The sequence below is a fragment of the Pseudomonas sp. LBUM1671 genome (assembly GCF_059695685.1).
Genome location: NZ_CP166782.1, coordinates 5,474,761 through 5,499,218, shown reverse-complemented (window position 1 = coordinate 5,499,218; position 24,458 = coordinate 5,474,761). Strand labels below are relative to the sequence as shown.

The 24,458-nt window shown below is 60.7% G+C and carries 24 protein-coding genes; 15 read left to right on the top strand and 9 right to left on the bottom strand.

Features of this window, described 5'->3' with window-relative positions; genetic code table 11:
- Positions 1-126 precede the first annotated feature (126 nt).
- The 13 genes from ACA060_RS25445 (at position 127) to ACA060_RS25385 (ending at position 12,698) form a co-directional block, all read left to right on the top strand.
- Complete coding sequence (locus ACA060_RS25445; protein ID WP_497313926.1) at positions 127-1,398, top strand: glutamate-5-semialdehyde dehydrogenase; 1,272 nt, start codon at positions 127-129, stop codon at positions 1,396-1,398.
- The gene (nadD, locus tag ACA060_RS25440; RefSeq protein WP_497313924.1) at positions 1,367-2,089 is read left to right on the top strand and encodes a nicotinate-nucleotide adenylyltransferase; all 723 of its coding nucleotides are present in this window, start codon (positions 1,367-1,369) and stop codon (positions 2,087-2,089) included. The genes ACA060_RS25445 and nadD overlap by 32 nt, the downstream gene beginning before the upstream one ends.
- Before the next feature lie 72 nt (positions 2,090-2,161).
- Complete coding sequence (gene rsfS, locus ACA060_RS25435) at positions 2,162-2,656, top strand: ribosome silencing factor (protein WP_010467363.1); 495 nt, start codon at positions 2,162-2,164, stop codon at positions 2,654-2,656.
- Positions 2,657-2,665: 9 nt separating this feature from the next.
- Positions 2,666-3,133 (top strand): 23S rRNA (pseudouridine(1915)-N(3))-methyltransferase RlmH, encoded by a 468-nt coding sequence (gene rlmH / locus ACA060_RS25430; protein WP_007937439.1) that lies wholly within the window; start codon positions 2,666-2,668, stop codon positions 3,131-3,133.
- Between the two features lie 10 nt (positions 3,134-3,143).
- Positions 3,144-5,039, top strand: a complete 1,896-nt coding sequence (gene mrdA, locus ACA060_RS25425) for a penicillin-binding protein 2 (protein ID WP_109635136.1) — start codon at positions 3,144-3,146, stop codon at positions 5,037-5,039.
- A 31-nt stretch (positions 5,040-5,070) separates the two neighbouring features.
- Positions 5,071-6,174, top strand: coding sequence for a rod shape-determining protein RodA (rodA, locus tag ACA060_RS25420; protein WP_438661385.1), 1,104 nt, complete (start codon positions 5,071-5,073; stop codon positions 6,172-6,174).
- Positions 6,175-6,191: 17 nt separating this feature from the next.
- A complete protein-coding gene (gene mltB, locus ACA060_RS25415; RefSeq protein ID WP_497313922.1) occupies positions 6,192-7,202 on the top strand; it encodes a lytic murein transglycosylase B in 1,011 nt (336 codons plus the stop codon).
- The gene (locus ACA060_RS25410) at positions 7,202-8,215 is read left to right on the top strand and encodes a septal ring lytic transglycosylase RlpA family protein (protein WP_497313920.1); all 1,014 of its coding nucleotides are present in this window, start codon (positions 7,202-7,204) and stop codon (positions 8,213-8,215) included. Before mltB ends, ACA060_RS25410 begins: the two co-directional genes overlap by 1 nt.
- Before the next feature lie 181 nt (positions 8,216-8,396).
- Positions 8,397-9,554: a D-alanyl-D-alanine carboxypeptidase family protein gene (locus ACA060_RS25405; RefSeq protein ID WP_403102620.1), complete on the top strand. Its 1,158-nt coding sequence runs from the start codon at positions 8,397-8,399 to the stop codon at positions 9,552-9,554.
- An 80-nt stretch (positions 9,555-9,634) separates the two neighbouring features.
- Positions 9,635-9,910, top strand: coding sequence for a DUF493 domain-containing protein (locus ACA060_RS25400; RefSeq protein ID WP_008152827.1), 276 nt, complete (start codon positions 9,635-9,637; stop codon positions 9,908-9,910).
- Positions 9,910-10,557, top strand: coding sequence for a lipoyl(octanoyl) transferase LipB (gene lipB / locus ACA060_RS25395; protein WP_109635131.1), 648 nt, complete (start codon positions 9,910-9,912; stop codon positions 10,555-10,557). The genes ACA060_RS25400 and lipB overlap by 1 nt, the downstream gene beginning before the upstream one ends.
- A gap of 1 nt (position 10,558) precedes the next feature.
- Complete coding sequence (gene lipA / locus ACA060_RS25390) at positions 10,559-11,584, top strand: lipoyl synthase (RefSeq protein WP_109635129.1); 1,026 nt, start codon at positions 10,559-10,561, stop codon at positions 11,582-11,584.
- Positions 11,585-11,747: 163 nt separating this feature from the next.
- Complete coding sequence (locus tag ACA060_RS25385) at positions 11,748-12,698, top strand: S66 peptidase family protein (RefSeq protein WP_497313917.1); 951 nt, start codon at positions 11,748-11,750, stop codon at positions 12,696-12,698.
- A gap of 104 nt (positions 12,699-12,802) precedes the next feature.
- Here the strand turns inward: ACA060_RS25385 and ACA060_RS25380 are convergent, their stop codons facing one another.
- The 5 genes from ACA060_RS25380 to leuS all read right to left on the bottom strand — a co-directional run bounded on the left by ACA060_RS25380 (position 12,803) and on the right by leuS (position 18,936).
- The gene (locus ACA060_RS25380; protein WP_497313915.1) at positions 12,803-14,125 is read right to left on the bottom strand and encodes a lytic murein transglycosylase; all 1,323 of its coding nucleotides are present in this window, start codon (positions 14,123-14,125) and stop codon (positions 12,803-12,805) included.
- Between the two features lie 62 nt (positions 14,126-14,187).
- Positions 14,188-14,352 carry an alternative ribosome rescue factor ArfA gene (gene arfA, locus ACA060_RS25375; RefSeq protein ID WP_065908951.1) on the bottom strand — a complete coding sequence of 55 codons (165 nt, stop codon included), beginning with the start codon at positions 14,350-14,352 and terminating at the stop codon, positions 14,188-14,190.
- Positions 14,353-14,557: 205 nt separating this feature from the next.
- The gene (gene holA, locus ACA060_RS25370) at positions 14,558-15,595 is read right to left on the bottom strand and encodes a DNA polymerase III subunit delta (RefSeq protein ID WP_109635124.1); all 1,038 of its coding nucleotides are present in this window, start codon (positions 15,593-15,595) and stop codon (positions 14,558-14,560) included.
- Between the two features lie 39 nt (positions 15,596-15,634).
- A complete protein-coding gene (locus ACA060_RS25365) occupies positions 15,635-16,240 on the bottom strand; it encodes an LPS-assembly lipoprotein LptE (protein ID WP_497313912.1) in 606 nt (201 codons plus the stop codon).
- Between the two features lie 89 nt (positions 16,241-16,329).
- Complete coding sequence (gene leuS, locus ACA060_RS25360) at positions 16,330-18,936, bottom strand: leucine--tRNA ligase (protein WP_497313910.1); 2,607 nt, start codon at positions 18,934-18,936, stop codon at positions 16,330-16,332.
- 279 nt (positions 18,937-19,215) lie between these two features.
- Between leuS and ACA060_RS25355 the strand changes: the two genes are divergently transcribed.
- Positions 19,216-19,536 (top strand): hypothetical protein, encoded by a 321-nt coding sequence (locus ACA060_RS25355; RefSeq protein ID WP_109635118.1) that lies wholly within the window; start codon positions 19,216-19,218, stop codon positions 19,534-19,536.
- 105 nt (positions 19,537-19,641) lie between these two features.
- Entirely contained in the window at positions 19,642-20,409 is a 768-nt protein-coding gene (locus tag ACA060_RS25350) for a YdcF family protein (protein ID WP_497313908.1), read from the top strand.
- Positions 20,410-20,539: 130 nt separating this feature from the next.
- Here the strand turns inward: ACA060_RS25350 and lnt are convergent, their stop codons facing one another.
- The 4 genes from lnt to ACA060_RS25330 are packed head-to-tail and all read right to left on the bottom strand — an operon-like array spanning position 20,540 to position 24,414.
- A complete protein-coding gene (gene lnt, locus ACA060_RS25345) occupies positions 20,540-22,063 on the bottom strand; it encodes an apolipoprotein N-acyltransferase (RefSeq protein ID WP_497313906.1) in 1,524 nt (507 codons plus the stop codon).
- Positions 22,064-22,077: 14 nt separating this feature from the next.
- Positions 22,078-22,917 (bottom strand): CorC family transporter, encoded by an 840-nt coding sequence (locus tag ACA060_RS25340; RefSeq protein ID WP_109635113.1) that lies wholly within the window; start codon positions 22,915-22,917, stop codon positions 22,078-22,080.
- A 5-nt stretch (positions 22,918-22,922) separates the two neighbouring features.
- Positions 22,923-23,417 (bottom strand): rRNA maturation RNase YbeY, encoded by a 495-nt coding sequence (gene ybeY / locus ACA060_RS25335; RefSeq protein ID WP_497313904.1) that lies wholly within the window; start codon positions 23,415-23,417, stop codon positions 22,923-22,925.
- On the bottom strand, positions 23,410-24,414 hold the full coding sequence (locus tag ACA060_RS25330) for a PhoH family protein (RefSeq protein ID WP_497313902.1): 1,005 nt from the start codon (positions 24,412-24,414) through the stop codon (positions 23,410-23,412). The genes ybeY and ACA060_RS25330 overlap by 8 nt, the downstream gene beginning before the upstream one ends.
- Between the last annotated feature and the right edge of the window lie 44 nt (positions 24,415-24,458).

The following is a 24,458-nucleotide window of genomic DNA, read 5'->3' as shown; positions in this document are numbered from 1 at the left end:
CTGAACGTCGGCTAATTGCCCTCCATTTCGACCATCCGCCCGTCACCGCTGTTAGTCCCGGGACGCGACAGCTATAATCTGCCGCTTTACTCTTTACCAAGACCTTAGCAAAGACCACCACAGACAATGACTGAGTCCGTTCTTGACTACATGACCCGCCTGGGTCGCGCCGCCCGCGAGGCTTCTCGCGTCATTGGCCGTGCCAGCACTGCGCAGAAAAACCGCGCGTTGCAGGCGGCTGCCAATGCGCTGGACGCTGCACGCGCCGAGCTGACGGCGGCCAATGAGCTGGATTTGGCTGCAGGTCGTGCCAATGGTCTCGAACCAGCATTGCTTGAGCGTCTGGCGCTGACCCCGGAACGCATCGACGGCATGATCGTCGGCTTGCGTCAGGTCGCGGCGCTGCCGGACCCGGTCGGCGCGATTCGCGACATGAGCTTCCGGCCATCGGGCATTCAGGTCGGCAAGATGCGCGTGCCGTTGGGCGTGATCGGGATCATCTACGAATCCCGGCCGAACGTGACCATCGATGCCGCGAGCCTTTGCCTGAAATCCGGCAATGCAACCATCCTGCGTGGCGGTTCCGAGGCGATAAATTCCAATCGCGCCATCGCTGCCTGCATTCAACGTGGCCTGGCCGAGGCAGAATTGCCCGCTGCCGTAGTGCAAGTAGTCGAAACCACCGACCGTGCCGCCGTTGGCGCGCTGATCACCATGCCCGAATACGTCGACGTCATCGTGCCCCGTGGCGGCCGTGGCTTGATCGAACGCGTCAGCCGCGATGCCCGCGTGCCGGTGATCAAACACCTGGACGGTATCTGCCACGTCTACGTCAGCGCCCACGCCGATCTGCCGAAAGCCCAGCGCATCGCCTTCAATGCCAAGACTTACCGTTATGGCATCTGTGGCGCGATGGAAACGCTGCTGGTGGATCAAGCCGTCGCCAAGGATTTCCTGCCGTCGATGGCCGCACAGTTCCGCGAAAAAGGCGTCGAGCTGCGCGGTTGCGAGCGCACCCGGGCGATCATCGAGGCTGTCTTGGCCACTGACGAAGACTGGAACACCGAATACCTGGCGCCGATTCTCTCGATTCGCGTCGTTGACGGGCTGGACCAGGCGATCGAGCACATCAATCAGTACGGCTCGCATCACACCGACTCGATCGTCAGTGAAAACCTCGCCGACACCCGGCGTTTTGTGGCGGAAGTCGATTCGTCGTCGGTAATGATCAACACGCCGACCTGCTTCGCCGATGGCTTTGAATACGGATTGGGTGCCGAGATTGGCATTTCTACTGATAAGCTGCACGCCCGCGGCCCGGTGGGCCTCGAAGGTCTGACCTGCGAGAAGTACATCGTAGTCGGTGATGGCCAGTTGCGCGGCCAGGCGTCGGTCTGACTTGGGCGACCTCAAAAAGGCAGCTCCGGAAACCGCCAGCGAGCCTGCGCCTCGACGCATTGGCGTACTGGGCGGGACTTTCGACCCGGTGCACATCGGCCATTTGCGCGGTGCGCTGGAAGTTGCCGAATCGCTGGCGCTCGACGAGTTACGCCTGACACCCAGTGCCCGGCCGCCACATCGCGGTACGCCGCAGGTGGCGGCGAAGGACCGTCTGGCGATGGTCGAGTGCGCGGTGGCCGGTGTGGCGCCGTTGGTGGTGGACGCCCGCGAATTGCAGCGGGACAAACCGTCCTACACCATCGACACCCTGGAACTGATGCGCGCCGAATTGGCCGCCTCTGACCAGGTTTTTCTACTTTTGGGCTGGGACGCATTTTGCGGCCTGCCCACTTGGCACCGCTGGGAAGAGTTGCTCCAGCATTGCCACATCCTGGTGCTGCAACGCCCGGATGCCGACAGCGAACCGCCGGATGCCTTGCGCAATCTGTTGGCGGCACGCTCGGTGAGCGACCCGCTGGCCCTCAAAGGGCCGAGCGGACAGATTGCATTCGTCTGGCAGACGCCGCTCGCGGTATCCGCCACCCAGATCCGTCAACTGCTGGCCAGCGGTAAGTCGGTACGTTTCCTGGTGCCCGACGCGGTCCTGGCCTACATCGATGCGCACGGACTCTACCGTGCGTCGAACTGAAAAAGGGAGCGCTTCAAAACACGTGAACGCGTGTACCGAAGCGCCCGAACATACGAGCAAAACGAGTTTTATATGACGAACAAAGACGTAACTAAAGTAAAGCGCAAAGGCACGTTCAAGAGCGCCCCGCTGCCTGAGCCGGTTCTCACCACCGAGCCCCTGAAGGGTGATGAGCTGGTCAAGGTTGCCGTAGCAGCCCTGGAAGACGTAAAGGGCCAGGACATCCAGGTCATCGACGTTCGTGAAAAGCAGAGCATTACTGACTACATGATCATCGCCACCGGTACCTCCAACCGCCAGATCGGCGCGATGCTGGACAAGGTCCGCGAAGCCGTCAAAGCCCTGGGCGTCAAGCCACTGGGTGAAGAAGGCAAGGGCGACAGCGACTGGGTGCTGCTGGATATGGATGACGTCATCGTGCACATGATGACGGCTTCGGCTCGTCAGTTTTACGACCTCGAGCGTCTGTGGTCCGGTGCGGAACAGAGCCGTGCTCTGAACGCCGCTCACCACAGCCCGGAAAACACCCATGAGCACTTCGTCAAGCTCAACAAAGACCAGCAATAAGGGACCGCTGTGCGACTGCGACTGATCGCCGTCGGTTCACGCATGCCCAAGTGGGTGGAAGAAGGCTGGCATGAATATGCCAAGCGTCTTCCGTCCGAGCTGGCGCTGGAACTGGTGGAAATACCGCTCAACACCCGTGGCAAGAACGCCGACGTGGCACGCTTCATCCGTCAGGAAGGCGAAGCCATGCTGGCCAAGGTCGGGCCGAATGAGCGTGTTGTCACTCTCGAAGTCCACGGCAAGCCTTGGAGCACCGAGCAGTTGGCGGTCGAACTCGATCGCTGGCGGCTTGACTCGCGCACGGTAAATTTCATGGTCGGTGGCCCCGAAGGGCTGGCGCCGGAAGTGTGTGCGCGGGCCGATCAGCGCTGGTCGTTGTCGCCGTTGACGTTGCCGCACCCGCTGGTGCGGATTCTGATCGGCGAACAGCTGTATCGTGCCTGGACAGTCTTGTCCGGCCACCCTTACCACAAGTAGTTCTGCCCTCATGCCCCAGCCGATCCGCATCAAGGACCACGAAAAAGACGCCCGTCTGGTGCGTGGCCGCGTCGTGTTCGGGGCAATTGCGGTGGTGTTGCTGATCTGCGTGCTGATCGCGCGGCTGTATTTCCTGCAGGTGATCCAGTACGAGTACCACTCGACCCTGTCGGAAAACAACCGCGTCCATGTGCAGCCGATTCCGCCGACCCGCGGGCTGATCTTCGACCGCAATGGCGTGGTGGTGGCCGATAACCGGCCCAGCTTCAGCCTGAGCATGACCCGCGAACGGTCCGGCGACTGGCAGCAAGTGCTCGACGTGATCGTCGAAGTGCTGGAACTGACACCCGAAGACCGGGTGATCTTCGAGAAGCGCATGCGTCAGGGGCGCCGGCCGTTCGAGCCGGTGCCGATCCTGTTCGAGCTGACCGAAGAGCAGATCGCCCGCATCGCGGTGAATCAGTTCCGTCTGCCGGGGGTGGAAGTGGTCGCGCAGCTGGTACGTCACTACCCGCAGGGCCCGCACTTTGCGCACTCGGTGGGCTACATGGGGCGGATCAACGAGAAAGAGCTGAAGTCGCTCGATCCGGTCAATTACAGCGGCACCCACCACATCGGTAAAACCGGGATCGAGCGTTTCTACGAGCCCGAGCTGCACGGTCAGGTGGGTTATGAAGAAGTCGAAACCAATGCTCGGGGCCGCGTATTGCGTGTGCTCAAGCGTACCGATCCGATTCCCGGCAAGGACATCGTCCTGAGCCTGGACATCAAATTGCAGGAAGCCGCCGAAGCGGCGCTCGGTGGTCGCCGTGGCGCTGTGGTAGCGCTCGATCCGAAAACCGGCGAAGTGCTGGCAATGGTCAGTGCGCCGAGTTTCGATCCGAACCTGTTCGTCACCGGCATCGGCTTCAAAGCCTATGCCGAGCTGCGCGACTCCATCGACCGGCCACTGTTCAACCGCGTGCTGCGCGGCCTCTACCCGCCGGGCTCGACCATCAAGCCGGCGGTGGCGATTGCCGGGCTGGATGCTGGTGTCGTGACTGCGTCGAGTCGGGTCTACGATCCTGGCTATTACCAGTTGCCCAATTACGACCACAAATACCGTAACTGGAACCGTACCGGTGACGGCTACGTGGACCTGGACACGGCGATCATGCGGTCCAACGATACCTACTTCTACGACCTGGCCCACAAATTGGGAATCGATCGCTTGTCGGCGTACATGAGCAAGTTCGGCATCGGCCAGAAGGTCTCGCTGGACATGTTCGAAGAGTCACCGGGGCTGATGCCGACACGGGAATGGAAGCGTGCAACCCGACGTCAGGCCTGGTACCCGGGAGAAACACTGATTCTTGGGATTGGGCAGGGCTACATGCAGTCCACGCCGTTACAGCTGGCCCAGGCCACCGCGCTGGTCGCCAACAAAGGTGTCTGGAACCGTCCGCACCTGGCCAAGACCGTCGAAGGCGAGAAGCCGAAGGACGAAAACCCGATACCGGACATCGTCCTGCGCGACCCGTCCGACTGGACCAAGGTCAACCATGGCATGCAGCAGGTGATGCACGGTGCCCGGGGTACGGCGCGAAAAGCGGCGATCGGTGCGCAATACCGCATCGCGGGCAAAAGTGGTACGGCTCAGGTGGTGGCGATCAAGCAGGGCGAGAAGTACGACCGCTCCAAGGTTCAGGAACGCCACCGCGACCACGCCTTGTTCGTCGGTTTCGCGCCGGCCGACAACCCGCAAATCGTGGTGTCGGTGATGGTCGAGAATGGCGAGTCCGGCTCCGGCGTCGCCGCCCCCGTGGTGCGTCAGATCATGGACGCCTGGCTTCTGGACCAGGACGGTCGGTTGAAGGCCGAATACGCCAGCCCTATCAGTGCGGAGGCTACGGCCCGTGAAGAGTAATTTCGATCGCATCCTCTCCAGTGAGGATGTGATGCGTCGCCGTGCGACGCTGTTGCAACGCATGCACATCGACGGCCCGTTGCTGATCCTGCTGCTGACCCTCGCCGCCGGCAGCCTGTTCGTGCTGTATTCGGCCAGTGGCAAGAGCTGGGACCTGCTGGCCAAGCAAGCCACTTCGTTCGGCATCGGCCTGGTGTCGATGATCGTCATCGCCCAGTTCGAGCCGCGCTTCATGGCCCGCTGGGTGCCGGTCGGTTATGTGATCGGCGTGCTGTTGCTGGTGGTGGTGGATGTCATGGGCCATAACGCCATGGGCGCCACACGCTGGATCAACATTCCGGGGGTGATCCGCTTCCAGCCTTCGGAGTTCATGAAGATCCTGATGCCGGCGACCATCGCCTGGTACTTGTCCAAGCGCACCTTGCCGCCGCAGCTCAAACATGTGGGAGTCAGTCTGTTCCTGATCGGCTTGCCCTTCATTCTGATCGTGCGTCAGCCAGACCTCGGCACCTCGCTGCTGATCCTCGCGGGTGGCGCTTTCGTCTTGTTCATGGGCGGGTTGCGCTGGCGCTGGATCATGAGCGTGCTGGCCGCTGCCGTGCCGGTGGCCGTGGCGATGTGGTTCTTCATCATGCACGACTACCAGAAGCAGCGAATCCTGACGTTCCTTGATCCGGAGAGCGATCCGCTCGGCACCGGCTGGAACATCATTCAGTCGAAAGCCGCCATCGGTTCCGGCGGCGTGTTCGGCAAAGGCTGGCTGCTCGGCACCCAGTCGCACCTGGACTTCCTGCCGGAAAGCCACACCGACTTCATTATTGCGGTGATGGGCGAAGAGTTCGGCCTGGTGGGCATTTGCGCACTGCTGCTGATTTACCTGTTGCTGATCGGTCGAGGGCTGGTGATTACCGCCCAGGCCCAGACATTGTTCGGCAAATTGCTCGCGGGCGCCCTGACCATGACGTTTTTTGTTTACGTTTTCGTCAACATCGGTATGGTCAGTGGCCTGTTGCCAGTCGTGGGGGTGCCGTTGCCGTTCATTAGCTACGGAGGAACTTCGCTGGTAACGCTGCTGTCAGCGTTTGGGGTTTTGATGTCGATCCATACCCATCGTAAGTGGATCGCACAGGTTTGAATAAGGTGAAGATGTCAATGCAAGTAATGCGTGGCTGGGCGACTCGATACGCGCCGTGGGTCGGCCTGGTAAGCATCCTTGGCACAACGCAGGACGCGTTGGCCGGCGATTACGAAGGCTCACCCCAGGTGGCCGAATTCGTCGGTGAAATGACCCGCGACTACGGTTTTGCCGGTGAACAGCTGATGGGCGTGTTCCGCGAAGCCGAGCGCAAGCAGTCGATTCTGGACGCGATCTCGAAGCCTGCCGAACGGGTCAAGCAGTGGAACGAATATCGCCCGATGTTCATCACCGACGCGCGCATCGCCCGTGGTGTGGACTTCTGGCGTCAGCACGAGGCGGTACTGGCCCGTGCCGAGCAGGAATATGGTGTGCCGGCGCAGGTGATTGTCTCGATCATCGGTGTTGAGACCTTTTTCGGCCGCAATACCGGCAATTTCCGGGTAATTGACGCCTTGTCGACGTTGGGTTTCGACTATCCTCCCCGTGCTGAATTCTTCCGCAAGGAGTTGCGTGAATTCCTGTTGCTGGCCCGTGAAGAGCAGGTCGATCCGCTGACCCTCAAAGGCTCTTATGCCGGCGCAATGGGTTTGCCGCAGTTCATGCCGAGCAGTTTTCGCGCCTACGCGGTGGACTTCGACGGTGACGGCCACATCAATATCTGGACCAACCCGGACGATGCCATTGGTAGCGTCGCCAGTTATTTCAAGCGCCACGGCTGGGTCGCCGGTGAGCCGGTGGTCAGCCGCGCCGATGTGCGTGGCGAGCATGTGGATGAAGGTTTGACGACGGGCATCGAGCCGACTAAAACGGTCGGGGAGTTGCGAGCCTTGGGCTGGTCGAGTCATGATGCGCTGCGCGATGATATGCCGGTCACGGCTTTCCGCCTGGAAGGTAACAATGGCCCCGAATACTGGATGGGCCTGAAGAATTTTTACGCAATCACGCGTTATAACCGCAGCGTGATGTACGCCATGGCGGTACATCAACTGTCTGAACAGCTGGTCCAAGCACGGGGCGTCAAGTAATGCGGGCATTGCCTATGAATAAACCCCTGAAGCTCATGGCTTTCGCCGCGTTGGCGGTGCTGGTCGCCAGTTGCTCGACCAGCCGCGCGCCGGCTCAGAAATCTTCATCCACCGCCGTGCGTTCGACGCCGGGGCTGGACATCAACCGTGCGCACAAAGATGGCGCACCGTGGTGGGATGTCGACGTATCGCGCATCCCGGATGCCACGCCGACCCTGCACTCCGGCCCTTATAAAGCCAACCCGTATACCGTGCTGGGCAAGACTTACTTCCCGCTGCAAGAATCCAAGACCTATGTCGCCTCGGGCACGGCGTCCTGGTACGGCACCAAGTTCCACGGCCAGAACACCGCCAATGGCGAGGTGTATGACCTGTACGGCATGAGTGCCGCTCACAAGACATTGCCACTGCCAAGTTACGTTCGGGTGACCAACCTGGACAACAACAAGAGCGTGATCCTGCGAGTCAACGACCGCGGGCCGTTCTATTCGGACCGCATCATCGACTTGTCCTACGCCGCCGCGAAAAAACTCGGTTACGCCGAAACCGGCACCGCGCGGGTCAAGGTCGAGGGCATCGATCCGCAACAGTGGTGGGCACAAAAGGGCCGTCCGGCGCCTTTGATGCTCAACGAGCCGCAAGTAGCGCAAAATGCCGCGCCGACGATTACCGCTTCGGCCGGCACCGTCGAGCAATGGACGCCACCTCCGCAGCAACACGCGGCGGCCGTAGTGCCCGTGCAGATTGATGCAAAAAAAAACGCTTCTGTACCAGCCTCTGGCCAGTATCTGCAGGTGGGCGCGTTCGCCAACCCGGACGCTGCAGAACTCCTGAGATCGAAGCTCAGCGGGATGGTGAGCGCTCCGGTGTTCATCAGCTCGATCGTGCGTAATCAACAAACGCTGCACCGCGTACGTCTGGGGCCGATTGGCTCGCCGGGTGAAATCCAGCAAGTGCAGAACAGCGTGCGCCTGGCCAATCTCGGTTCGCCGAGCGTGGTCACCGCCGAATAATACGCAGTACTTGATTGACGGTTCGCTTGCAGTTTGGGGGGTGGACCTGGTTGTTGGCTCGTTGAAGAACAAAAGCCCGGCAAGGGTTCTGAGTGAACAACTGAACACGCGACAGCTCGTTAGAAAGCTGTCTGATTAGTTTTGCCCTTGGGCAGTTTCCATTAGCGATTTCGAGAGACGGATGAACATCACCACCTTTGCCAAACGCCTGTGCCTGCTAGTCCCGCTGCTCCTCTCACCTGCCGCTTTTGCGGTCGAGATGATGCCGTCGCCACCGCAACTGGCCGCCAAAGCCTATGTACTCATGGACGCCAGCAGCGGCAACGTGCTGGTGGAGAACAACGGTGACCAGCGTCTGCCGCCGGCCAGCCTGACCAAGCTGATGACCGCGTACATCGCGACCCTGGAAATCCGTCGTGGCCAGATCGGTGAAAACGATCCGGTGACCGTCAGCGAAAACGCCTGGCGTACCGGCGGTTCGCGGATGTTCATCAAGGTCGGCTCGCAAGTCACTGTCAGCGACCTGCTGCACGGCATCATCATTCAGTCGGGTAACGATGCCAGTGTTGCGCTCTCCGAGCACATCGCCGGCAGCGAGGACGCATTCGCCGACATGATGAACAAAACCGTGGCCGACCTGGGCATGACCAACAGCCACTTCATGAACCCGACCGGTCTGCCGAACCCTGAGCACTACTCGTCGGCTCACGACATGGCCGTGCTGGCTCGCGCGATCATCCACGAAGATCCGGCTCACTATGCGATCTACTCGCAGAAAGAGTTCTTCTGGAACGGTATCAAGCAACCTAACCGCAACCTGCTGCTGTGGCGCGACAAGACCGTCGATGGTCTGAAAACCGGCCACACCGACGAAGCCGGCTACTGCATGGTGTCTTCGGCTGTACGTGATGGCATGCGCCTGATCGCCGTGGTGTTCGGCACCAACAGCGAAGTGGCTCGTGCTTCCGAAACCCAGAAGCTGCTGACCTACGGTTTCCGCTTCTTCGAAACCCAGACCTTCTATCAGAAAGGCGCCGAGCTGGCTCAGGCCCCTGTCTGGAAAGGCAGCACCAATCAAGTCAAGGCCGGCCTGGCTCAAGACCTGACCATGACCCTGCCAAAAGGCCAGCTGAAAAAGCTCGCCGCGAGCATGACCATGAACCCGCAACTGGTTGCGCCAATCGCCAAGGGCGACGTAATCGGTAAAGTCGAAGTGAAACTGGACGACAAGGTGGTGCACAGCGCCGACCTGATCGCCCTGGACGCTGTCGAGGAGGGTGGTATCTTCCGCCGCATGTGGGATAGCATCCGTCTATTCTTCTACGGCTTGTTCAACTGAATTAGTGTGGACTTGCATGGCCCCGTTCCAATCCGGAGCGGGGCCATGTCCGTTGCCACGGCTTACGAGGCCGTTACGCCATGACAGATACCGAAGTAAAGGCGCCAAAGATCGAATTCCCCTGCGCGGATTACCCGATTAAGGTGATCGGCGACACCGGCGTGGGTTTCAAGGACAAGATCATCGCGATCCTTGAGAAACACGCGACCGTTGACCACAAGACCTTGGCCGAGCGCCAGAGCACCAACGGCAAGTACACGACCATCCAGTTGCACATCATCGCCACCGGCCAGGAACAGCTGTACGACATCAACAGCGAGTTGCGGGCTACCGGTTTCGTGCACATGGTGCTGTGATGTCCGGCACGCTGGGCTTTCGCGAGCTCGGTCAGATGGCTTACGAGCCGGTCTGGCATGCCATGCAGCGGTTTACCAACGAACGCGGCAGCGATGCCGCGGACGAGATTTGGCTGGTCGAACACCCGCCGGTGTTCACGCAAGGCCAGGCCGGCAAGGCCGAGCACTTGCTGCTGCCGGGGGATATCCCGGTGGTGCAGGTTGATCGCGGTGGTCAGGTGACTTACCACGGCCCTGGCCAGCTGGTGGCCTACCTGTTGCTCGATGTGCGCAAACTGGGTTTCGGCGTGCGTGACCTTGTCACCCGCATGGAGCACTGCCTGATCGAGCTGCTGGCCAGCTACGGCGTGACCGCAGCGGCCAAGCCCGATGCGCCGGGTGTCTACGTCAACGGGGCGAAAATCGCGTCCCTGGGTCTGCGGATCCGCCACGGTTGCTCCTTTCATGGCCTGGCCCTGAACGTGGACATGAACCTGGAACCGTTTCGACGGATTAATCCCTGCGGCTACGCCGGGCTGGCGATGACCCAGCTGAGCGATCACGCAGGATCGATTGAATTTGCCGAGGTAAGTGCCCGGCTGCGCGCGCAGCTCGTCAAACACCTCGACTATGCTGAGCAGACGACCCTAACGGGCGGAATCGACTGATATGACTACTGATGCAGTGCAAACCATGATCCCGACGCTGGATGTAACCGAGCGTCCGGCCCCGCGTGCCAAGGTTGAAGCCGGCGTCAAGCTGCGCGGCGCCGAGAAGGTTGCACGCATCCCGGTGAAGATCATCCCGACCACCGAACTGCCGAAGAAACCTGACTGGATCCGCGTGCGCATCCCGGTTTCCCCGGAAGTCGACCGCATCAAAGCCCTGCTGCGCAAACACAAGCTGCACAGCGTGTGCGAAGAGGCGTCCTGCCCGAACCTGGGCGAGTGCTTCTCCGGCGGCACCGCGACCTTCATGATCATGGGCGACATCTGCACCCGTCGCTGCCCGTTCTGCGACGTGGGCCACGGTCGTCCGAAGCCACTGGACGTCAATGAGCCGGAAAGCCTGGCCATCGCCATCGCCGACCTGAAACTCAAATACGTGGTGATCACCTCGGTTGACCGCGACGACCTGCGTGACGGCGGTGCCCAGCACTTTGCCGACTGCATCCGCGAGATCCGCAAGCTGTCGCCGAACGTGCAGCTCGAAACCCTGGTCCCGGATTACCGTGGCCGTATGGACGTTGCGCTGGAAATCACCGCCGCCGAGCCGCCAGATGTGTTCAACCACAACCTGGAAACCGTGCCGCGCCTGTACAAGGCTGCGCGTCCGGGTTCGGACTACCAGTGGTCGCTGACCCTGCTGCAACGCTTCAAGCAGATGATGCCGCACATTCCGACCAAATCCGGCCTGATGCTGGGGCTGGGCGAAACCGACGAAGAAGTCATCGAAGTCATGAAGCGCATGCGCGAACACGACATCGACATGCTGACCCTGGGACAGTACCTGCAACCGTCGCGCAGCCACTTGCCGGTTCAGCGTTTCGTGCACCCGGACGTATTCGCCTGGTTCGCCGAGGAAGGTTACAAGATGGGCTTCAAGAACGTCGCTTCCGGCCCGCTGGTACGTTCCTCGTATCACGCCGACGAGCAGGCGAAGCTGGTTAAAGCTGAACTGATCTCGTCCTTGTAACAAAACGCCCGCAAGGTTTTTCAAACCTTGCGGGCGTTTTTGTTGGCCGTGCCTACGGCCGCTACCGTCTTTTCCTGCAACCTGCGGGGCGATTGATCCTCTTCTGTTTGTCCCCGTTCCTGACTACTGTGTGGTGAAGCTTTTCGCGCAGGGAGATTCATGGATGACCGTTCGACCCACTCACACGCTGTTTCCTCACTCACCCGTTCCGGCCTTGCCTTCGCAAGGGCTGATCGGCGTCATTGCGCCCGCCGGTCCTGCCGGGCTGGACACCGATAAGGCCGTTGCCTGGATGCGTGCTCGCGGCTATGCGCTGCGGGTGTTTCCTGGGGTGTACGAGCAGGATGGCTACCTGGCCGGCAGCGACGATGTGCGGCTCAATGACTTGCACGCGGCGTTCGCCGACACCGAAGTCGACGCGATCATTTGCCTGCGTGGCGGTTACGGTACGCCGCGCCTGCTCGATCGAATCGATTTCGAGTTGCTGCAAAACAACGCCAAGCCGTTTATCGGCTACAGCGACATCACTGCGCTGCACGTGGCAATCAGCCGTTACGCCGGTTTCGTGACCTTTCACGGTCCGCTGCTCAATGCCGATTTGCTGGGCGAGAAGCAAAAGCCTACGGAGTCTTCGTTTTTCAACATGCTCAGAGGGCAGGTGAAGGCGGGCAGTGTGCTTTCGCACCCGGTGGCTTACCCGCTGACCACAATCGAGCCTGGCATTGCTCACGGGCGTTTGCTGGGGGGCAATCTGTCGATGATTGCCGCGACCATGGGCACGCCGTACGAGATGGAGGCTGAAGGGGTCATTCTTTTTATTGAGGACATCAACGAGCCGCTGTATCGCATCGACCGCTTACTGACTCACCTGCGCCTTTCCGGCACGCTGGGCAAGTTGCGCGGTGTTCTGGTGGGTGATGTGGCGGGGGTTGATGGGGTGGCGCTGGAGCGTTTGCTCAAGCAAACATTCGAACCGTTGCGGATACCGGTGCTGGCTGGATGGCGCAGTGGGCATTGCGATCCGAACCTGACGTTGCCGATGGGTGCGTTGGTTCGGTTGGATGCGGGGAAGAAGGAATTGGTGTTGGAGCAGGATGTGGTCGTCAAACGGTAGACAGTTGTCGCCTGACAGTCAGTCTTCGCGAGCAAGCCCGCTCCCACATGGGTTTTGTGAACGACACAAAAACCTGTGGGAGCGAGGCTTGCCCGCGAAGCTTTTTAACGGTTACGCAGGCCTTCGAGCAGCTTGTGCGTCGGATACCCGTCCGCCGGCCAGCCAAACGACTGCTGGGCACTGCGGATCGCTTTGCGGGTATTGGCGCCGATAATCCCGTCGGCAGTGCCCGCATCGTAGTTCTGCGCGCTCAGCAGGCTTTGCAGTTCGATCCGCTCGGTGCGGCTCAACGGCAAGTCATCTTTTGGCCAAGTGCCATTGATCAGGCCGCCGCCATTGAACCGCTCGGACAACAGGCTCACCGCCAATGCATAAGACGACGAGTTGTTGTACTTGAGGATTGCGCGGAAGTTGTCGAGCACCAGGAACGCCGGGCCACGATAACCGGCCGGCAACAGCAGGGCGGCGGACAGGTGTTCGGAACCTGCCGGAACCTGGGCGCCATTAGGCAGCGAGACCCCCAACTGTTGCCATTCGGCGACGCTCTTGCGAATCGTGCCGTCGGCCAGGACGTAGTTGAAACTGCCTGGCAACTGCACTTCAAAGCCCCACGGTTGGCCTTTCTGCCAGCCGGAGCTTTGCAGATAGTGCGCCGTCGAGGCTAGCGCATCGGCCGGGCTGCCCCAGATGTCGCGGCGGCCGTCACCGTCGAAATCCACGGCGTGGGTGTTGTAGGTGGTCGGGATGAACTGGGTCTGGCCCATGGCGCCCGCCCAGGAGCCAAGCATTTTCTCAGGCTCGATATCGCCTTGTTGCAGGATTTGCAAGGCGGCGATCAGTTGCGCATGAGCAAAGCCCGGACGCCGGCCTTCGTAGGCCAGGGTGGCCAGGGAGTTGATCACTGACTTGTTGCCCTGGAACTGCCCGAAATTACTCTCCATGCCCCACACCGACACCAAGGCCTGGCGATCAACGCCGTAGCGCTGCTCGATGCTTTGCAGAATGTCAGCGTATTGGCTGACCAGCGCCTGACCTTTGCGTACCCGCAGTGGCGACAGGGCGCCATCGAGGTATTCCCACACCGGGCGGGAGAACTCGGGTTGGCTGCGATCGGCACGGATCACGCTGGTGTCGAGGCTGACATTGGCGAAGGCGCGGTCGAAGAGATCTGCGCGGATGCCGGCGGCCAGCGCGTCTTTGCGGAAACCCGCCTGCCATTCGGCGAAGGTCTGGGTGGGCTGGATGTCGAGGTTTTCACCGGTCGGTACCACGGGCGGAATGACCGCAGGGGCTGTCGATACGGGAAGGGTCTGAAGCGGCTGGGCGTCGGCGGCGGTCGGTTTTTCCGCGCAGGCGACAAGCAAAATGAGGCTGGAGGCAGCGATCAGTTGGCGCAGGGGCCAACGACGGGAAATACAAAGGGGCATGCACAGGTCCAGAGAATACGAATCAGGTGCAGACCTTAACATGTTGAGCGATGGCTTGCCTTTCAGGCCGCCAGAAAGTAAGAAGCCTCCCAGCTATTAGACTGGAAGGCTTCGCGGCGGTAGCTGCCTTTGCCCTTTCCGGCTCGTTCCTGACGGCTGCGGAACAATGGCTGGGCGATGATGGATTTGGCCTTGTTGGGGCCATGCCTGGATGGCTTTTTGCTCATGATCAGATCTCTCGGATGAGTGGGTTTTGCGGGGGAAATAATCTGCTGAAGTTGGAGGGCTGTCTAGTCCCCGTATTGCGTAGGCAATGATATCTGTGGCGAGGGAGCTTGCTCCCGTTGGACTGCGCAGCGGTCCCCTGCTTTCAGGGATAAGCGGGGTCGCTTCGCAACCCAGCGGGAGCAAGCTCCCTCGCCACAAAAAACCTTACTCCGCAGGCAACGTCAGCCGTTGGCCCGCCATCAACAACGACAACCGACTGAGACTCATCCATGGCGAACCCGCCGCCTGACCCTTGATCTGCGCATCAATGCGCTGCGCTTCCAGCAACAACTGCGCCCAGCGTTGCGCCGGGTAGCGTTGCAGGGCTTTGCTCATCAGCGGTTTGCGCTTGTCCCAGACCGGCGGTCGAGCCTGGCTGAAGGCTTTGTCCAGCGGCACACCCTGGCTGTATTGCAGCGAAAGGTTGGCCAGCAGACGCAGCTCCCGGGCCAGCGCCCAGAGAATCACCGGGGGTTCGACGCCTTCCCCGCGCAGCCCTTCGAGGATGCGCAGGGCATGGGCGGCTTCGCCGTTGAGAATCGCGTCGGTCAGGCCAAAGACATCGAAGCGCGCACTGTCGGCCACCGCCGCTTGCACGGTTTCGACGGTGATCTGGCCACCTTCGGCCATCAGCTTGAGTTTTTCGATTTCCTGGGCGGCGGCCAACAGGTTGCCTTCGACCCGCGCGGCAATCAGTTCCACGGCGTCCTGGCTGGCGGAAAGCCCGGCCTGGGACAACCGTTGACGAATCCAGCTCGGCAACTGGTTGGCATCCACCGGCCAGATCTGCACGAACTGCGTCTGCTGTCCTTCGACCAGCGCCTTGCCCCACTTGGTTTTCTGCGCACTGCCATCCAGCTTGGGCAGGCTGATCAGCAGCACCGTGTCTTCGGCTGGGCGCGAGCAGTATTCGATGAACGCAGCGGCGCCCTTGTCACCGGGTTTGCCGGACGGCAGACGCAGCTCCAGCAGGCGCTTTTCGGCGAACAGCGACATGCTCGCGCCGGCTTGCAGCAACGTCCCCCAGTCAAAGCTGGCGTCGGCGGCGAAGACCTGGCGTTCGTCAAAACCCTGTTGGCGAGCGGCGGCACGAATGGCGTCGGCGGCTTCCTGACACAGCAGCGGGTCATCGCCACTGATGATGTAGATAGGCGCGAGGGTGCCTTGCAGGTGCTTGGCGAGTTGGGCGGGGGCGAGTTTCATAAGAAAGGGCGAACGGGGCGCCTGGGCGCCCCGTAAGTCTTATTGCTGCGGGATTTCGATGGGCGACTGACGCGGGGTTTCCGCTTCAGCTTTCTGCGCCGCTTCCAGTGCCTGGGCTTCGGCTTTTGCCTTGGCGTCGGCGGTCTGTTGCAGTTGCTCCAACTGAGTCGGAGAGAGCTGTGACAGGCGCAGCATCATGCGTTGAACCAACTCGCGACGGGTTTCTGTGCGAGCCGTATTGGCTTCCTGGTCGGAACCCACCAGGTTGTTGCCATCGTGGATGAAGATCTTCTGCACTTCGAGCTTGTCGCTCAGCAGCGGCAGGCCTTGCGCACCCCGGATGTCGTAGCTCAACACGGTGCTCACCTGATATTCGCCAGTACGGCCGGCACCGGCGTAGCTGAGGATGCGCTGGCTTTCCTGCTCATCCGTTAACACAAGCTTGTACGGCGCTCCGGTGTAAACCTTGACGCCGCTGCTTTGCAGCACTTGACGCAATTGCGTCACGGTTTCGCCGTAGGCGTTGCGGGCGCTCAGATCGAGCTCCTTGATCGCCAGTTCATTGGTGCCGGTGCCGCGCAGCTGGAAACCGCAGGCGCTCAACAGGACCGCAAGGCCCATCACCAGCAAATTGCGTTTGATCATCTTGTTGCTCCCCTTGAAACCATGTGGGCCGACCGTGCGGCCCGAAAGGTTTTACTCGGCGCCAGGCTCACCTGGCGCCTGATCCAATTTTAGCTGGCGACGATATTGACCAGTTTCCCGGGCACTACGATCACTTTACGAATAGTCAGGCCGTCGACAAAGCGCAGCACGTTCTCGTTGACCCGGGCAGCGGCTTCGACTTCTTCGCGAGTCGCGGTGGCCGGCATTTCGATCTGGCCGCGCAGCTTGCCGTTGACCTGGATGACCAGCGTCAGGCTGTCCTGCACCAGCGCGGTTTCGTCCACCACCGGCCAACCGGCGTCGATCACCGGGCCAGCGTGACCCAGTTGATGCCACAGCTCGTGGCTGATGTGCGGGGTGATCGGAGCCAGCAGCAACGTCACGGCTTCCAGACCTTCGTGAACCAGTGCGCGATCCTGTTCGGTGCCTTGCGCGGCTTTTTCCAGCACGTTCATCAGCGTCATCACCTGGGCGATGGCGGTGTTGAATTTGTGGTTCTGGCCGACGTCGTGGCTGGCCTGCTTGATGGCCAGGTGGATCGAACGGCGAATGGCTTTCTGCTCGTCGTTCAGGCTGGCGACGTCCAGTTTACCCGGCAAGCCCTGAGTGACGTGCGCTTGAGCCAGGCGCCAGACGCGTTTGAGGAAGCGGTGCGAGCCCTCGACGCCGGAGTCGGACCATTCCGCGCTCATGTCAGGTGGCGAGGCGAACATCATGAACAGACGGCAGGTGTCTGCGCCGAACTGGTCGATCATCGACTGTGGGTCGACGCCGTTGTTCTTCGACTTGGCCATCTTCTCGGTGCCGCCGATTTCCACCGGCAGGCCGTCTGCGATCAGCTTGGCGCTGATGACCTTGGCCTTGCTGTCGCGTTCGAGTTCGACGTCCGCCGGGTTGAACCAGGTGTAAGCACCATTGGCTTCGCGACGATAGTAAGTCTCGGCGATCACCATGCCCTGGGTCAGCAGGTTCTTGAACGGCTCGTTGGAGCTCACCAGGCCTTCGTCGCGCATCAACTTGTGGAAGAAGCGCGCGTACAGCAGGTGAAGAATCGCGTGTTCGATACCGCCGATGTACTGATCAACCGGCAGCCAGTGGTCAGCCGCGGATTTTTCTACCAGGCCGCCTTCATAGTGTGGCGAGGCGTAACGGGCGTAGTACCACGACGACTCGACGAAGGTGTCCATGGTGTCGGTTTCACGCTTGGCCGGTGCGCCGCATTTCGGGCAAGCGCACTCGTAGAACTCAGGCATGCGCGCCAATGGCGAACCGGCGCCGTCCGGCACCACGTCTTCCGGCAGTACGACAGGCAGTTGATCTTCCGGGACCGGCACGTCACCGCAGGTGGTGCAGTGGATGATCGGGATCGGGCAGCCCCAGTAGCGCTGACGGCTGATGCCCCAGTCGCGCAGGCGGAACTGGGTACGCGAGGCGCCGAGGTTTTTCTTGATCAGCGCGACTTCAATGGCGTCGAATGCGCCAGCGAAGTCCAGGCCGTCGAACTCACCGGAGTTGATCAGCGTGCCGTGCTCGCCGTAAGCGTCCTGCCATGGAGCGGGGTTGGTGTCGCCAGAGCTGGTGCGCACCACGGTCTTGATCGGCAGGTCGTACTTGGTGGCGAACTCGAAATCACGTTCGTCGTGAGCCGGGACAGCCATGACAGCGCCATCGCCGTAATGCATCAGCACATAGTTGGCGACCCACACCGGGAGTTTCTCACCGGTCAGTGGGTGCTCGACGAACAGCGAGGTCGGCAGGCCTTTTTTCTCTTGGGTGGCGACGTCGGCTTCGGCAACGCTGCCGCCCTTGCATTCAGCGATGAACGCTTGCAGTTCAGGGTTGTTCTGCGCGGCCAGGGTGGCCAGTGGGTGTTCGGCGGCCACGGCGACGTAGGTCGCGCCCATCAGGGTGTCCGGACGGGTGGTGAAGACTTTCAGCGCGCCGGCTTCGCCGATGGAGTCGACGTTGTACGGGAACTGTACTTCCATGCCACGGGATTTGCCGATCCAGTTGCGCTGCATGGTCTTGACCTGTTCAGGCCAGCCAGTCAGTTCGTCGAGGCTCTCCAGCAGCTCATCCGCGTAGGCGGTGATCTTGAAGTAGTACATCGGGATTTCGCGCTTTTCGATCAGCGCGCCGGAACGCCAGCCGCGGCCGTCGATTACTTGTTCGTTGGCCAGGACGGTCTGGTCGACCGGGTCCCAGTTCACGGTGCCGCTTTTCTTGTAGATCACGCCTTTTTCGAACAGGCGAGTGAACAGCCATTGTTCCCAGCGGTAGTAATCAGGCTTGCAGGTGGTCACTTCGCGGGACCAGTCCACCGCCAGGCCCAGGCTGCGCAGCTGGGTTTTCATGTAGGCGATGTTTTCGTAGGTCCACTTGGCGGGCGCTACGTTGTTCTTCATCGCGGCGTTTTCCGCCGGCATGCCGAAGGCGTCCCAACCCATGGGTTGCAGAACGTTTCTGCCTTGCATGCGCTGGTAGCGGGAGATCACGTCGCCGATGGTGTAGTTGCGCACGTGCCCCATGTGTAGCTTGCCGCTGGGGTAAGGGAACATCGACAGGCAATAGAAAGTCTCCTTGCCTGGCTGTTCACTGACTTCAAAGGACTTTTGCTCATCCCAGAACGACTGGGCGGCGGCTTCGATTTCACGGGGCTGATATTGTTCGTGCATGGCTACTTTTGAACTGAATAGGGGTGGCCTAATCCTCTTCAATGCAACGCTGGACGGTGACGACGCCAAATCGGCGTTTCGGTGCCCACGCGAGCTGGAAGTGGAGTTACAGGAAGCGCCGTAGCATACATGACCGCACTCTACCGAGGGAAACCCTGATTACTGCCGCGCGTCTTGTGAAAACCGCCGCGAGGGCCGTTGGTCGCGGCATCCAGCCGGTTTGTTCATGGAAGCTAAGCTCTAAATGGGGAGCGAGTCTTATCTTCAATGAGGTGAGGGATGGTTGAGTCACAGAAAAAAGTCACGAAACCGCAGCTGTATGAAAGACTGATCGATCGTCTGGGGATGGCCCTGGACGCAGCTAAAACCGCGGACCGGCTACGCGATGAGCGTCCCCTGGAGCTGGAACTGCGTGGGTTGAGCCCCGCAGAGTTTGCACTGGTCAAAGCCTATCTGGACCGCAGTGAACGTGAGACGCACGGATGCTTGTCTGCAGCAGTGAAGCAACTCGACGCACCACGTTCGGCCAAGATCATCTGGCTCAAGGACAAGGCACCTGGCAGGGACGCGGAAAAGGTCCGGTCTCTGCAGTTCAAATAACGACTGCAAGCCATGTCCCATGGCTTTTTAAAGCATAGTCCTTCCGCACTTGTTGTCGCATTGCGTCAACCCACTTAGGCTTCGGGCATCTTTTGGAGATGCTCGATGCCTTTTCGCTATTTCGTGAAACAACTTCTATTGCCTCCCGGCATTCTTTTGCTGCTGTTGATGCTTGCGTGGTGGTTTCGCCGCTCTAGGCCGAGGCTTGCGGCGGTTTGCTTTACCTTGGGTTTCGGCGGCTTCCTGTTAATGAGTTTGCCGGTGGTGGTGCAGTGGGGCGCCAAGGCGCTGGAAAGTGAGCCGCCACTGGCACGGGAGGAATGGGCCACCCTGAACCAGCGCGCGGATGCGATTGTGCTGCTGGGTTCCGGGCGTGAGCGTGGCGATATTGCCTGGGGGGTTGATCAGCCGACAGGTATAGGTCTGGAGCGCGAACGGTATGCGGCGCGGCTGGCCAAGGCTTCCGGGTTGCCCGTTCTCACCAGCGGCGGCCTGCATTACGGTACGCCGCCCACCGAAGCGAAGTTGATGGCGGATTCGTTGCTCGATGATTTCGGCGTGACCGTGCGCTGGCAGGAAGGGCGCAGCCGCACGACGTGGGAGAACGCGCAGTTCAGCGCCGAGGTGTTGTTGCCGCAGGGAATCAAGCGGGTAGTGGTGGTCACACAGGCCTGGCACATGCCGCGATCGGTCTGGAGTTTTGAACAGGCAGGGTTTGAAGTGGTGCCAGCGCCGGTGGGTTTTTTAGGCGTGGACAATGCCCGGCCGCTGGGCGGCTGGATGCCGGAATTCAAATCGATCTGGCAGAGCGGGCAGTTGTTGAATGAGGCAGTGGGGCAGATCGGGTATTCGCTGTTTTACCGACGGAAGTGATCGATACCTGTGGCGAGGGGATTTAGCGAAACGTCGCACCGCCCCGTTGGACTGCGCAGCAGGCCCATTTTTCAGGGCTGCTCCGCATCCCAACGGGGATAAATCCCCTCGCCACAAAAGCTCGTCAGTCTCAGACGGTCTTGGCCATCCGGCTCGCCACCAGTGCCCAGCCAAACAACAACACACAAACGATGATCAACGGCCACGAACGCCATTCCAGGTAAGGCGTCAGGTTGTGCATCGGCACGACTTCGCCGTACAGGATGCCGCGTTCAAACTGTGGGATCTGCACCGTGATCTGCCCGAACGGGTTGATCAGGCCGGTCACGCCGTTGTTGGTGGCGCGGATCATCCAGCGGCCGGCCTCGAGCGCGCGCATCTGCGCCATCTGCAGATGTTGCAGCGGACCGATGGAGGTGCCGAACCAGGTGTCGTTGCTGATGGTCAGCAGCAAATCACTGCGAGCCGCCAGACTGGCGGCGAATTCCGGGTAGACCACTTCGTAGCAGATGAATGGCGCAATCTGATAACCCTTGGCTTGCAGCATGGGCTGGTCTGCCGGGCCACGGGCAAAGTCAGACATCGGCAGGTCGAAAAACGCGATCAGCCCGCGCAGCACGTCCTGCAACGGAACGTATTCACCAAACGGCACCAGTTTCTGCTTGAGGTAGGTGCCATCGCCTTCACCAAGCACGGTAATGCCGTTGAAAAAGCGCTTCTCATGGCGGACTTCCTGGCGGATCGGGACGCCGGTAATCAGCGCAGATTTACGCTCTGAGGCGAAATTCCCCATCATGTTCAGGTAGCCCTCGGCGGACTCTTTGAGCACCGGGACGGCCGTTTCCGGCCAGATCAGCAAGTCGACTGGCTTGGAGCTGAGGCTCATGTCGCGGTACAACGCCAGCTGCGCGTTGAGCTGCGCCGGGTCCCACTTCATGCTTTGTTCGATATTGCCCTGAATGGCCGCGACGCTCAGCGCCGGGCCCGCCGGGCTGGTCCAGGCGTGTTCCTTCAAGGCCATGCCGGCCACCCAAGGGCCGACCAGCAGCAACACGCCTGCGGCGATGAAGCCTTTGCGGCCCGTGCGCACCAGACGTATTGAGTTGTAGATCAGCGCAGCCGTCAGGGCCAGGGTGAAGGAAATCAGCCACATCCCGCCGACGGGGGCGAGCCCGGCCAGCGGGCCGTCGAGCTGGCTGTAACCGGAGTAGAGCCACGGGAAACCGGTGAGAAACCAGCCGCGAAACGCTTCCTGGCCGACCCACAGCGCTGCAAACGCCAAGGCATCCGCCAGCGGTGCTTCGTTACGACGCAGCCAGCGCGCCCAGATCCAGGCGGGCAGGGCGAAGAACCAGGCAATCGCCGCCGTGAAGATCAGCATCAGGAAACCGGCCAGCAACACCGAAGCGCCGCCGAAGTGGTGGATGCTGTAATAGATCCAGCTGGTGCCGGCGCCAAACAGGCCGAAACCGAAACACCAGCCACGGCCCAGGGCCTGACGGGGGCTCAGTTCGCGCAAACCGGCATAGAAGAAACCGACCGCCAGCAACGCCAACGGCCAGATATCGAACGGCGCCAGGGCCAGGGTGGTGAGTGCACCGGCCGCCACGGCCAGCAGGTTACCGGGCCAGCCGGGGCGGGTCATACGATGCATTTCAATCCTTAGAATTACCGGGCAATAGGCGTCAGGCGCAGCAAGTGAATCCGACGGCTGTCGGCGTTCAGGATGCGGAAGCGATAAGGGCCGATTTCAGTGATTTCGTTGCGTTTTGGCAAGTGCCCGAACGCGCTCATCACCAGGCCGCCAACGGTGTCGAACTCGTCGTTGGAGAATTCGCTGTCGAAGAACTCGTTGAAGTTCTCGATCGGCGTGAGGGCCTTGATCAGGAAGTCACCGCTTGGAAGCGGCTTGATGTAGCTGTCTTCCTCGACGTCGTGCTCGTCTTCGATGTCGCCGACGATCTGTTCCAGCACGTCTTCGATGGTCACCAAGCCCGCCACACCGCCGTATTCGTCAATGACGATGGCCATGTGGTTGTGATTGGCGCGGAACTCACGCAGCAGCACGTTCAGACGCTTGGACTCGGGCACGAAGGTGGCCGGACGCAGCAGATCCTTGATGTTGAAGCTGTCGCCATTCTCCTTGAGGATCAATGGCAGCAAGTCCTTGGCCAGCAACACGCCCATCACGTCATCGTGGCTTTCGCCGATGACAGGGTAACGGGAGTGAGCCGAGTCGACCACGGCAGGCAGGAACTCGCGAGGTGTCTGGGTCGCCTTGATGCTGATCATCTGCGAGCGCGGGACCATGATGTCCCGTACTTGCAGGTCAGCGACCTGAATGGCGCCTTCGACGATGGCCAGCGCTTCGCTGTCCAGCAGTTTGTTTTGGTGTGCGTCGCGCAGCAGCTCCAGCAGCTCCTGGCGGTTCTTCGGCTCGTGGGCAAAAGCCTGGGTGAGCTTACCCAGCCAAGACTTTTGCCCGTTGCTCGATCGATCTTCGCTCATAGCGATTACTCTGAATCCTTTGTTGTCACGGGAGGGGTTGTGTCTGTTTCGTCGTCTTCATAAGGGTCGGGATAGCCCAACTCGGCAAGCAACGTTCGTTCCAGTGCTTCCATTTCTTCGGCTTCGTCGTCATCTATATGGTCGTAACCCAACAGATGCAAGCTGCCGTGAATCACCAGATGCGCCCAATGGGCCTTTAGTTCCTTGCCTTGCTCGGCGGCTTCGCGTTCGACCACGGCCACGCAAATCACCAGATCGCCCAGCAGTGGGATATCCAGAAACTCGTCAGGCACATCGGCAGGAAACGACAGGACGTTGGTGGCGTAATCCTTCTGCCGCCAGGTGTGGTTCAGCTCGCGGGCCTCTTCTTCATCGACCAAACGGATGGTCATTTCAGAGTCGGCGGTGCGCTGGCGCAGGGCCAGTTCGCACCATTGGCGGAACTCGGCTTCGCTCGGGGCAGACGCTTGGGTAGCCAGTTGCAGATCAAGCTCAAGCATCGCGGCGACTGTCCTTTGGCGTTTCGTCTACCACGCGATTCTCGAAGCGCTCGTAGGCTTCGACGATGCGTTGCACCAGCGGATGGCGCACAACGTCCTTGGGCATGAAATGGGTGAAACTGATGCCCGGAACGTCTTTGAGCACTTCGATCACATGGTGCAGCCCGGACTTGGTGCCTTTCGGCAGGTCGACCTGGGTGATGTCACCGGTGATGACGGCTGTGGAGCCGAAGCCGATCCGGGTCAGGAACATCTTCATCTGTTCGACGGTGGTGTTCTGGCTTTCGTCGAGGATGATGAAACTGTTGTTCAGCGTGCGGCCGCGCATGTAGGCCAGCGGCGCAACTTCGATGACCTGGCGCTCGATCAGCTTGGCCACGTGTTCAAAACCGAGCATCTCGTAGAGAGCGTCGTAGAGCGGGCGCAGGTACGGGTCGATCTTCTGCGACAGGTCGCCGGGCAGGAAGCCGAGCTTTTCGCCCGCTTCAACCGCCGGGCGCACCAGCAGGATGCGACGGATCTGCTCGCGTTCGAGCGCGTCGACCGCGCAGGCAACGGCCAGATAGGTCTTGCCGGTACCGGCCGGGCCAATGCCGAAATTGATGTCGTTGCCGAGAATTTCCTTCACGTAGCGCAGCTGATTCAAGCCTCGAGGGCGAATCATGCCTTTTTTGGTACGCAGGGCTACGGAGGGTTCGGACGGGGAAACGTTGTCCAGTTCTTCGACGGCCGATTCCTGCAGGAACAGGTGAACCATGTCCGGCGACAGCTCGGTACCCTTGGTTTCCCGGTACAGGCGGCGCAGGAGGTTTTCCGCGGAGGTGGTGTGCTTGGGGTCGCCGATCAGCTCGAACTGGTTTCCGCGGTTGCGGATCTCGATGGTCAGGCGCTGTTCGATCAAGCGCAGATGCTCGTCGAACTGCCCGCACAGATTGGCGAAGCGGCGGGCCTCAAAGGGCTCGAGAATAAAACGATGTGGTTCTATGGGTGCGTTCAAGGTCGTATTTAGCCGCCCTGGGGCAATTAAGATGAAATCAAGGA